The sequence below is a fragment of the Corynebacterium choanae genome (assembly GCF_003813965.1).
GTDB classification, from domain to species: domain Bacteria; phylum Actinomycetota; class Actinomycetes; order Mycobacteriales; family Mycobacteriaceae; genus Corynebacterium; species Corynebacterium choanae.
The window spans coordinates 1,318,346-1,330,066 of sequence record NZ_CP033896.1 but is presented as its reverse complement, the minus strand read 5'-3'; the positions used below and the strand labels follow the sequence as shown (position 1 = coordinate 1,330,066).

Below are 11,721 nucleotides of genomic sequence, written 5' to 3'. Positions count from 1 at the left end.
TCTCCGGTTCGAATGCCTCATCCGGCACGGTAAGGTTTTCGCGGACTGGTTGGTGCTGGCAACAGTATGGCTGTGCTGTTGCCAACCTACCGTATGGTGTGCTGTTCACCCAAAGGTTCGGCTGTCGCGGATGCTGTCACATCCGCAGTGTCGAAAGCGGCGGAGCAACAGTGTTCTTGCTGTACTGTGACCGACCCGGAAGGATTGTTCTACTACAGTGAAACCTATGACTGCACCGCTACAACTTGCCCGTATCGCTGTCTCCGAGATGGACAATAATGTTTATCTGCTACATGACGGCACCCATGGATTGCTTATTGACGCGGCCGACGATGCGCCAGCGATTACTGCGCTCATTGACCAAACCGGGGTGACAGTAACCGATTTGGTGACAACCCATCAGCATTGGGATCATGTGCGCGCCTTGGAGGCGATCTGTGAGCTGTACCATCCGCAACATTGGACTTCGGCCCAAGATGCTCCTGGGATTCCAGTGCCCGCCGATCGTATGGTGGCCGATGGGGAAACTGTGTCGTGGTTTGGCCATGATCTCACCATGTTTGTGGTGCGCGGACACACCCCTGGCGGCCTGGTTGTTGCCGCGACGATCGACGGGGTCGATCATCTTTTTGTGGGCGATAGTCTGTTTCCTGGCGGGGTGGGCAAAACCAATTCGGCAGCGGATTTTCACCAGTTGCTTGCCGATGTGATTGAAAAAATTTTCCAGCGCTATCCCGACAGTACTGTTGTCCATCCGGGTCATGGTGCCGATACCACCTTGGGTGCGGAGCGTGGTCAGCTTGATCAGTGGCGGGCGCGCGGCTGGTAAAACCAGGCAGCTGTTGTGGCAGCACATGACGCCTATCGCATTGGAGCAATACTTTCCGCTGGCTTGACCGAATCACCCGAACGTGCCAACGCATCCGCTGGTTCGATCGCTACGCTTTTAGGGTGTGTGGCGAGTGCTGCAGCCTTGTCGCAATAGCTGTTTCGCCCTGCTTGTTAGCCCCTCAAGCCTCACCGGGTTCGTGGATTGGGAATAGGTGTGGGATGGTTCGCGTTGCAAGCGGTGACTGTTGGGGTTATTTGCAAACATCGATTGTTGGATTTTCGCTGCCGCTACAGCACACGCCGTTGGTTGTCGCCGGTTGCTGTTCGTGTGACTAAACGACTGTGCGCTGTTGCCGACCCAGACAATGCGATCGGTGACAGCTCGCCGATCAAGAAGTTCTATCCCGCCGCGGATTGGCGAACATCACAAACCATGAAGTGTTGCTAAAAACTACCCTGCACCAGCGGGCTGTTGGTGTGTTTCCGGCAGTGTTGTGGCTCGTCGTGCCTCCAGGAGTTCCCGCTTACCGTGTTTCTTCCGGTATTCTGCAACCAACCCATATGTACCTCATTGTGGAAAGCTAGGTGAACATCACCATGTTCCGTAAAATTGCCCGTCCAATGTTGGCGAGTGTCTATATCGCTGACGGCGTCGATCAGACGCTCCACCCGGATAAGCACCCGGATGAAGGCGCTGCTGTACTGCAGGCAGTAAAGACTGTCGCCCCACAGTATGCGGCAGTTATTCCGGCTGACAGCAGCCTGGTCAATCGTGCACTCGGCGGAACGAAAGTGACGGCAGGATCGCTGCTGGCTTTAGGTAAATTCCAGCGCCTGTCCGCTGCCCTGCTAGCGATTACTTCCCTGCCAGGACTGTTGACTCGGCACGCGTTTTGGACTGCCAGCTCCGACAGTGAAAAAGAAACGATGCGTTCTGGGTTCCTTACCCAAACCGCACTGCTGGGCGGACTGCTCATCACCGTGTCTGACACGCAGGGGAAACCAGATCTGGCTTGGCGAACCAAGCATGCTGCCAAGGTAACGAACCGCAAGGTGCAGCAGGCACTGCCTGGCAAGTCGGACACTGAACGCTATATGGAGGCTGGGAAGGAAAAAGCTGGCGAGCTCGCCGGAAATGCGAAATCCTTCGCCGCCGCAGGTGCCGCTACCGCAGCCGGTGCCGCCACCGAATTCTGGGACGACAAAGGCAAAGATCTCTTCGAGCAGGCTTCGGAGAAAACCCACTCGTTCTTTGACGACTTCACCGACACTGCCGCCGACGTGTTCGACCAGTCCCGCAGCAAAGCAAAGGAACTGGTCGAACAAGCCCAAGACTATTTCGATGACAACAAGGACGATTGGCGAGCATTTGCTGCATCAAATGCGAAAGCCGCGAAAGATCGAACCGTAAAAGCCGCCGAGAAAGCGCAGGCTCGTGCCGATCAGGCTGCGAAAGTTGTTGCGAACGAATACGGTGCAGCTTCGAAGAAAGCCCGGAAAGTCAGCAAGAAAGCCAATAAAAAAGCCGATAAAGCGGCTAAGAAAGCGATGAAGCGCCTCGAGAAGAAATACAACTTCTAGCAGCGCAGCACCGCACCGATTTTCCGCAGCATCACCCGGCAGTCCTTGATCACTGGCACTGCCGGGTGTGCTCATCTTTGGCCCCAACCGGCAACGCTGTGGTGGGTGTTCCGGCGGCTGCGACTTAAACCTGTCACACCCCGGATGACCATAATGCTGCAGCAAACTGGGGTTTTCACCACTGTCGCCGGTGTCCGTCTACCACTGCACCGACTTGCCTGCAGTACCGGGTTACACCGCCGCGCTTGTGGCTCCGGTTCGCCACCGATATAGGCAGTTCACGGCCTATATCGGCGAACCGCCCTTTTTCTCATCGTTCATTTTCTTCACCCTTGTGGAAGGTTCGTTATCATCACCGCGTCGCAATCCCCTCACGACGAAGATCCGCGTATCGCCAGCGAACAAACCCATCTTGATACGCTGTTTCGCTATCTTGACGACGAAGTCCAACGTGCCCGCGCCCGTCTTGATGCGGTCATGCTCGATGTTGATCCGGCTAATCCTGACCCGGAAGCCCTCGTACAACGGGAAACCGAATATCATGCGCTCAACGCCCGCCTCGACCGGCTCAATATTGCCCATCTTGGTCTAGTGTTTGGACGCATCGATGTGCGCGACGAAACCGAACAAGGCCCGGAACATCCAGTTCCTGACCATCCTGACCATGATCGGCGCTACATTGGTCGGCTTGGGTTACACGACCGCGAACGGGACTATGAAACCCTCCTTCTGGACTGGCGTGCCCCCATGGCGCGACCCTACTATCTAGCGACAACCGCCCAACCGGAAGGGGTGCGTGCCCGCCGCCACATCCGCACCAAAGGTACCGTGGTGCAAGGGGTTACCGACGAATATCTTGCCGGCGACGATCATCCTCTTGCCACGACTGACCAAGGAGTCGGCGACGAATCACCGCTGCTGGCAGCCGTCGAAGCCGCCAGAAGCGGACACATGGTTTCGATTGTGCAAACCATTCAAGCCGAACAGGATGCGATTATTCGCCACCAGTCCCGTGGTGCACTTGTTGTCACCGGCGGCCCTGGCACAGGGAAAACCGCGGTTGCATTGCACCGTGTCGCATATCTGCTATACACCTGGCGGGAACAGCTCGCGAAAACAGGTGTCCTTATTATCGGCCCGAATGCAACATTTTTGCACTATATCGCCCGTGTGCTGCCTGAACTTGGGGAAACCGGTGTAGTGCTGTCCACCGTTGGGCAGCTCTACCCCGGGGTGGAAGCCACTTGTCAAGATCCCCGCCTCACCCGGGAGATCAAAGGCTCCGCAGAGATGGTCACCATTCTCACCGAACATATTCGCTCCTATCAGCGAATCCCCGAAGACACTATCTCCTTTCTCGCCGACAGCCTGCAGGTGTCGTTGACCCCGGCAATGATTAAAGCCGCCCGCACCCGGGCACGTCGTTCCCGAAAACCACACAATGCGGCTCGTGCAATTTTCGCCGATCAACTCATCGAAGCGGCCGCCCGGGATGTCGCGCATCGTCTTTCTGCTGATCCGCTCGGCGGGCCAGACCTTCTAGGGGAAGGTGATATTGCGGAACTCTTCGACGAAATCGCCGAACATCCCACCACGCAACAGCATATTGATGCGCTGTGGCCGATCCTTGACCCGGTGCAGGTGGTAGACGATCTCCTCACCAGCACCACCGCGATTGCGCATGCTGCCCGTGCCTATGATCAGGAAACCCGGTCAGCGCTATATCGGGCCGACCGCCAGGTGGTGAGTACTTCTGATACTGCTCTGATCGACGAGGTGGCACACCGTATCGGGGCACCGGATCCTTACCAGCTGCAACAGGCACAACAGCAGGCTTGGCGCCAGCAGATCGCCGATGCGGAGGATGCCCTCGATATTTTGCAGTCCTCGCAAAACACCGACTTGGATGACGAGTCAGAAGCGGAAATCCTATCCGCCCACGACATTATCGATGCGGAAACCTTGGCGATGCGGCAACAAACCCAAGACCATCGCACCACCGCTGAACGTGCCCAAGCCGACTACACCTGGGCATATGGGCATGTGGTTGTTGACGAGGCGCAAGAGATCACCCCGATGGAATGGCGCATGATTCTGCGGCGCTGCCCCAGCCGCTGGATGACCATTGTGGGTGATACGGCACAAACCTCGCATCCCGCAGGTATCGACGACTGGGCGGAAACTCTCGGCCCGGCCATGGGTAACCGGTTGACTGTGCTTGGCTTAACTGTGAACTACCGCACCCCGCAGAGCATTGTTGACTTTGCAGCACCCCTGGCGGCAGAACTCACCGACGAACCGCCGGCCACCGCGATCCGGGAGGGCCGCTATCCGGTCACCCGTATTGGTGATGCACACCAAATCCCCTCGTGGATCACCACCCGGCTACAAGACGATCCTCACCGGCAGGTCGCTGTCATCGTGCCCGATAAGGATTTCGCAAGCATTACTGAAACCCTCACCGGTGCACAGTCGACGTTGTCGCCGGCAGCGCGAGCACGCACTGTGGTGTGCCAGGTTGATGCGGTAAAAGGGTTGGAGTATGACCATGTGGTCGTGGTTGATCCCACGGCTATAGCTCAGCAGTCCAGCCAAGGATGGAATGATCTCTACGTCGCCTACACCCGGGCAACCCAGTCACTTGCTGTTGTTGGTGACATTCCACATCCAGCCGGGCCGGTGCAGCGATATCATCCTCACCCGGCCGACTGAAACCGGGGTTGTCTATAGGCAACAGGCCGCCACAGGTGTTTTAGGAACCCAACAACGCAACCTTGGATTCCCGTCACTGTGGCGGCCAGACTAGGCACCAGCATCCACCGGTTACACCGGAGCCGCGGGCGCCAATGCTGTGTGGCTAAGCGTCCACCCGGGCAGCTAACTGTTCGGCAATAAACGCTTTCACTACTGCTGCATCATTAGGCAAATCCACAACTTTTCGATCAGCATCCATGATGCCGGCAAATCGACCGGTTGGGGCAGGTGCTTCCCCAATCGCCTCAGCAATCGTGTCGGCAAATTTCACCGGCAACGCAGTCTCGAGGCACACAATTGGGGTGGTGATGTGCTGGGCTTGCGCAACTGTTTTCGCCACATGAATCCCGTCGGCTGTGTGCGGATCGACCAGCACATCGAGTCGACGATGCAAATCAGCAATCGTTGTGAGACGATCCGCATGCGTCGATGTGCCGGCATAGAATCCAAAGGTTGCAGCGATCTGCGGGAATGCTGGATCTTCGTGCAGATCGAAACCACCGGCAGGAACCTGTTCGCCGAACAGCTCTGCAATACGACTTGCGTCCCGATCGAGAAGATCGAACACAAACCGTTCAAAATTCGAAGCCTTGGAGATGTCCATCGACGGTGAGGAGGTTTGCAGCGCCTCCCGATCTACCTGGTAGCGGCCAGTGCGGAAGAATTCTTCGAGCACCGAGTTTTCGTTGGTTGCCACAATGAGCTTATCGATGGGCAACCCCATTTGGCGGGCAATGTGGCCGGCACAAATATCGCCAAAATTCCCAGTTGGAACCGAAAACGAGACCTTTTCATCGTTGCTGTTGGTGATTCGGATCCAGCAAGAAATGTAGTACACCACCTGGGCAAGAAGCCGCGCCCAGTTGATAGAGTTCACCGCCCCGATACGCCAGCGGCGTTTAAATTCGGCATCTTGCGCGACAGCCTTGACTACATCTTGGCAATCATCAAACACCCCATCAAGCGCAATGTTGAACACATTGTCGTCGAGCAGCCCAAACATTTGGGCTTGCTGGAATGGTGTCATCCGACCGCGGGGGGTCAGCATAAACACTGTGATGCCGTGCCGGCCACGCATGGCATATTCGGCAGCTGAGCCAGTGTCGCCACTGGTTGCACCGAGAATATTGAGCGTCTCCCCGCGACGATCCAATTCGTATTCGAAAAGCTCGCCGAGCAGTTGCATCGCCATATCTTTAAACGCCGCGGTCGGCCCCATCGACAACCGGCCTAGATATAGGTTGTTGTCAAGATGCGCGACCGGCACAATCGCCTCATCGCTAAACGTTGGGGTGTGGTAGGCGTTTGCTGCAAGACGGCGAACATCGTCGGCAGGAATGTCAGCGTCGTCGATAAACAACGTCAACACCTCCCCCGCTAACGCCGCATAGCCTTCCTCATTGAGGATGGTTCGCAGCCGGGTGAGGTCGCTATCGTTGAGTTGTGGGTATTCCGCGGGCAGATAAAGCCCACCGTCGGCAGCAAGCCCGCCGAGCAGAATATCGCTGAAAGTATGCCGTTGACGACGTGCGTCGCGCGTTGAGATGTAGTCCACCTGTCACACTGTACTAAATCACGGTTGATAGCCCAGAAAACGCCACCGCAGGAAACAATCTTCGGGCGCCCCCGATCGTGCCAGATACATCTGTTTCGCAAGCAATAAGCTGGCCTTTCACCGCACAAGGTCGTTGCCGATGTCGGATAGCAAGCAACGATACGCATGCAAAAAGCCCGCATCAGTGCACGAAACTGTGCATGGTGATACGGGCTTGTTCCTAGTGCGCGAGGGTGCAAACACCCCCGGCGCGCCGGTGGAACAACGAATGTTTCTACTCTTTTCGTAGCAACAGTTAGCTGACTGTGTGCACAATCATCACGTCACACTGTGACTGGCGGGCAACATCAGCGGGAACGCTACCCAGCAGACGACCAGTAAGCGAGTTGATTCCCCGGTTACCAACCACCAACAAATCAGCCTTCGCCTCGTTGACAATCGCCATCAACGCCTCAACAGGGGTGCCAGGCTTTTGCGTGGTCTTGATATCGTGGGCGCCAACTTCGCGGGCGGCCTTGGCTGCTTTCTTCAAGTTTTCCGCTGCCGGATCGTCACCAAGCACGGTGATCGAATCCTGCCGCAGGGTCTTCGAAGCAGCTTCCTTCGACTCATAAAATGCGCACCCAATGACGAGAGTGGCGTCGAATGCGGCTGCGATTGCGGCAGCACGCTGGACAGCGAGCATCGAAGACTTCGAACCGTCGGTACCGACAACAATGGTGGAATACTGGCTCATAAGAGACCTTTCATCGTTTCTGTGCAAAGCGTGCTTTCTTCAACAGGAGCTTCTCACATTGTTCCAACCTGTGGGTGTACCGGATGATGAATTGACACATCACGGTGACTACCGCTGCGGTTGTTCATCTACCACAGGGGCGTGTGGCAGCTGTTCGTAGATCCAAAGCAAGCGCTTCTGTGACCATTGTAGGCCGCTAGCTGTCGGTTGGGAACGAAACTCAACCGAAATTACCTTCGGGTTGGAAAAGTCTCGTGGCTCACACCCCTGCTTCTTCCATGCCGCGTAACTCTTTTTTCAAGTCCAAGATTTCATCCCGCAAGCGGCCAGCTAGCTCGAACTTTAAGGCTTCGGCAGCTGCCTTCATCTGCAAGGTGAGATCGTCGATGAGTGCACGGAGCTTCTCTACTGGCATGTCACCGAGATCACGCTGTCCGGCGACCGCTGCATCCGCGGTAGCGTCGCTGGTTTTCGCCGCATCGTCGGATTCCATGTCGTAGACCTGGTCAAGAATATCGGCGATTTTCTTCCGCAACGGCTGCGGATCAATCCCGTGCTCGTTGTTGTAGGCGATCTGCTTTGCACGGCGACGTTCAGTTTCGTCGATCGCGAACTGCATCGAGTCGGTGATGGTGTCGGCATACATGTGTACTTCCCCGTCAACGTTGCGGGCTGCACGACCTATCGTTTGGATAAGTGACCGGGTGGAACGCAAGAACCCTTCCTTATCGGCGTCCAAAATTGCCACTAGCGACACCTCTGGCAGGTCGAGGCCTTCCCGCAGCAGGTTGATACCTACGAGTACGTCATATTCACCCAACCGAAGCTGGCGTAGCAATTCGACGCGTTGCAACGTGTCAATGTCCGAGTGCAGATAGCGAACCCGGATTCCATGCTCGGTAAAGTATGCGGTGAGATCCTCCGCCATTTTCTTGGTCAATGTTGTTACCAGGACGCGTTCGCCACGTTCCTCCCGCACCCGAATATTTTCGATGAGATCGTCGATTTGTCCTTTGGTCGGTTTGACGACGATTTTCGGGTCGAGGAGTCCGGTTGGGCGAATAACCTGTTCAACATATTCACCGCTGGCGGCGGCGAGTTCGAAGTCACCTGGGGTTGCCGACATGTAGACGGTTTGTCCTTTGCGGGCAGCGAACTCATCCCAGGTCAAAGGACGATTGTCGAGTGCACTAGGTAGCCGGAATCCGAAATCGACAAGATTGCGTTTTCGTGATGCGTCGCCTTCATACATGCCACCGATCTGCGGGACGGTGACATGGGATTCGTCGATGATTGTGACAAAGTCTTCTGGGAAATAGTCGACGAGGGTGGCCGGGGCACTGCCCGCGGGGCGACCATCAATGTGGCGGGAATAGTTTTCGATTCCAGAGCAGAATCCAACTTGCTCAATCATTTCCAGGTCGTATTCGGTGCGCATCCGCAGGCGCTGTGCCTCCAGCAGTTTGCCGCGATTTTCCAGGTCAGCAAGACGCATTCCAAGTTCTTCTTTGATCGCTTCAACTGCCTGCTGCATACGCTCTGGCCCTGCAACATAGTGGGTGGCAGGAAAGATTCGAATTTCGTCGACTTGTTCCAGCACATTACCGGTGAGGGGATGCACATAGTAGAGCGAGTCGATCTCGTCGCCGAAGAACTCTACCCGCACGGCTTTTTCCTCATATGCGGGGATAATGTCGACGGTGTCACCTTTGACCCGGAAGGTGCCGCGGGTGAACGCGACATCGTTGCGACCATATTGAATATCGACAAGTAGCCGCAGGAATTTGTCGCGTTCAACTTCGTCGCCGACTGCTACAACGACTGAACGGTCTAGATAGGACTGTGGGGTTCCCAAACCGTAGATACATGACACTGAGGAGACCACTACAACGTCACGGCGGGACAGCAGTGCCGAGGTTGCCGAATGTCGAAGCCGTTCCACGTCTTCGTTGATGGAAGAGTCTTTTTCAATGTAGGTGTCGGTTTGGGCAATATAGGCTTCCGGCTGATAGTAGTCGTAGTAGGAAACGAAATATTCCACCGCATTGTTTGGTAAAAGTTGGCGCAGTTCGTTAGCAAGCTGCGCGGCTAGGGTTTTATTCGGTGCCATCACCAGCGTGGGGCGCTGGATTTGTTCGATAAGCCAGGCTGCGGTGGCAGATTTACCGGTGCCGGTTGCACCTAGCAGGACAATGTCTCGCTCGCCGCGGTTGATTCGTTCGGTGAGCTCGGCTATGGCTTTGGGCTGGTCCCCGGCGGGTTGGAAGTCAGATTCGACAACGAACTTGCCTTTGGTTCGTTCGATTTCACCGACTGGTCGATGTTCCGAATATGACAACACTGGGTGTTCTGCTGCAAAAGCCATAGCTCCACCATAGTTGCCTGCAGTGGGGCAACAGCAATACGGGAACGGGTTGGTGGTGTTTCCCGCTGCTTGCTGCGGTGCAGAAGCGCCAATCGGGGTGGGTGCTGCTGTTTGCGGTGTGCCACTTGACCGGTGGTGGTTGATCCTGGCCGGTTGCGGGTTCGAGGCGATGATCCAGCATAATAGCGAGCATGGATTTCACAGCCCCCCAGATCTTGTCCCGCGGTCAAGGTGTTGTTCCCTACAGGCGTCCCCGTGTACTGCTGGTGGCAGCGATCTCCGCGATTGCTTCCTTTACCGCCCCAGGGTTGTCGCCGGTTGCAGGCGCGTTTGGGTGTGAAGGCTATGAGCAGACCCGTATCGCCTATCACGGTACATCTTCGGAGAAGTTGTCGAGCCAATCCTCTACTCCGCAAGGTGTGTTGGCGACCTTGTTTGGTTCTGCTGGTTCTTCGGTGCTTTCCGCAGAAGTTGGATCAGCAGATCTCGTTCCTGCATCGGCTTCTCAACGTGACTCTGGGGAGACTTCGTCATCGTTTGCCCCACCGTGGCTGACTGATGCCCCAGGAAAGTTACCGGTGCTAGCGGGACATACGCAGGCGATTGGATTGGTGACCGGACCTGGTTCTCCGGGGCGTACCGATACCCGTTTTGGGGTTGGTGGCACTGATTTGGGGATCGTGCTCGATGATGGACGGGGCGGTTATTATCTCATTTTTGGTGACACTACCAATTGTGGTGGTCTTGCCCAGTGGCGGTCGAATGTGGCGTTACATTCGAACGACACGGTGTATGCCGATGGGGTGTATGTCGATTCGGCGTTGACTGCTAATGGTTGGGCGTCGCAGGGGTTTGCTACCGAATTTATTCCTTCGCTCAAGCTGGATGGCAAGGAGCGAACCACTATTCCAACTGGCGCTATCCGGATTGGCGACACCTATTATGTGGACTATATGTCGGTGCGCGAGTGGGGTACGCCAGGCAATTGGGATACCAACTATGCTGCGACGGTGAAGTCCACCGATATGACGCATTGGACAGTGGTTGATAGTTCTGTGCGCCGAAATGCAATCACCGCTGTCAGCCATCCGGGTTTGGGCTGGTTTGATGCGTATCGGCCGGGTGATAATCGCACTCAGATGACTGCTTTTGTGCTGGGCGATGGCCGTGGCGAGTCGGAGGACGGCTATGTGTATCGGTTCTCTACTCCTGCGGGCCGCAGCGGTGCCGCGTATTTGTCACGGATTCCTGCGGATGATTTCCCCGATGAGCAACGATTTTCCTGGTGGGATGGGCAACGCTGGCTTGAACCCGATGAAGACCACGATGTAGCGGTGACCCCGGCGCTAGCAGCACCGGTGCTGCCGGCGCCGGTGAGTGAAGTGTCGGTGAGCTTCAACGAATATTTGGGACAGTGGATTGCACTGTATAACGGTCTGCAGATCGCCACCGCTGACCGGTTGGAAGGCCCGTGGAGCAGGCCGACGACGGTGATTTCGGCGGCGACGATTCCGGATTTGTATGGCACCTATGTGCTGCCGGGCAGCGATGGGAAATATTTATATTATGTGGCGACGACCTGGTCGAACTATAACGCGATGGTGATGCGCACGGATCTTTCCCAGCTGCGGCTGAATTCGCCGGCTGGTAGCAGGTCGCTTCCCCCAGCTGTGACCCCGCTGCCGCATGACACCGACGGTGATGGTGTGGTGGTTACGGGCTTCTACGATTACCGTACCGGCGATACACCGCCATTTATTCCTGTTGAGGAGGATGCGGCGCCGCAGGCCATTCGACCCGAAGAGGAGCTCCGCTAGGCGACACTGCTGCCCGCACCTTCGCAGCGAGCGAACGCATTGCTGATGGCAGATCACGCTTGCCCACCATGGTTGGCTGCGG

8 protein-coding genes are annotated in these 11,721 nt (G+C 56.4%); 5 read left to right on the top strand and 3 right to left on the bottom strand.

Going from position 1 to position 11,721, the window contains the following annotated elements; translation table 11 throughout:
• Positions 1-226 precede the first annotated feature (226 nt).
• The 4 genes from CCHOA_RS04760 (at position 227) to CCHOA_RS04750 (ending at position 5,124) form a co-directional block, all read left to right on the top strand.
• The gene (locus CCHOA_RS04760) at positions 227-829 is read left to right on the top strand and encodes an MBL fold metallo-hydrolase (protein ID WP_123927569.1); all 603 of its coding nucleotides are present in this window, start codon (positions 227-229) and stop codon (positions 827-829) included.
• 440 nt (positions 830-1,269) lie between these two features.
• Complete coding sequence (locus tag CCHOA_RS10655; RefSeq protein WP_164472392.1) at positions 1,270-1,416, top strand: hypothetical protein; 147 nt, start codon at positions 1,270-1,272, stop codon at positions 1,414-1,416.
• Positions 1,417-1,428: 12 nt separating this feature from the next.
• Positions 1,429-2,412, top strand: a complete 984-nt coding sequence (locus CCHOA_RS04755) for a DoxX family protein (protein ID WP_123927565.1) — start codon at positions 1,429-1,431, stop codon at positions 2,410-2,412.
• Between the two features lie 390 nt (positions 2,413-2,802).
• The gene (locus tag CCHOA_RS04750) at positions 2,803-5,124 is read left to right on the top strand and encodes a HelD family protein (protein ID WP_425453757.1); all 2,322 of its coding nucleotides are present in this window, start codon (positions 2,803-2,805) and stop codon (positions 5,122-5,124) included.
• A 145-nt stretch (positions 5,125-5,269) separates the two neighbouring features.
• Here the strand turns inward: CCHOA_RS04750 and thrC are convergent, their stop codons facing one another.
• The 3 genes from thrC to uvrB all read right to left on the bottom strand — a co-directional run bounded on the left by thrC (position 5,270) and on the right by uvrB (position 9,822).
• On the bottom strand, positions 5,270-6,721 hold the full coding sequence (gene thrC / locus CCHOA_RS04745; protein ID WP_123927559.1) for a threonine synthase: 1,452 nt from the start codon (positions 6,719-6,721) through the stop codon (positions 5,270-5,272).
• 295 nt (positions 6,722-7,016) lie between these two features.
• On the bottom strand, positions 7,017-7,457 hold the full coding sequence (locus CCHOA_RS04740; RefSeq protein WP_123927556.1) for a universal stress protein: 441 nt from the start codon (positions 7,455-7,457) through the stop codon (positions 7,017-7,019).
• A gap of 259 nt (positions 7,458-7,716) precedes the next feature.
• Positions 7,717-9,822, bottom strand: coding sequence for an excinuclease ABC subunit UvrB (gene uvrB / locus CCHOA_RS04735; protein WP_123927553.1), 2,106 nt, complete (start codon positions 9,820-9,822; stop codon positions 7,717-7,719).
• A 191-nt stretch (positions 9,823-10,013) separates the two neighbouring features.
• On the opposite strand from uvrB, the gene CCHOA_RS04730 reads away from it, so the two are divergent.
• Positions 10,014-11,639: a glycoside hydrolase family 183 protein gene (locus CCHOA_RS04730; protein WP_123927550.1), complete on the top strand. Its 1,626-nt coding sequence runs from the start codon at positions 10,014-10,016 to the stop codon at positions 11,637-11,639.
• The last annotated feature ends 82 nt before the right edge of the window (positions 11,640-11,721 follow it).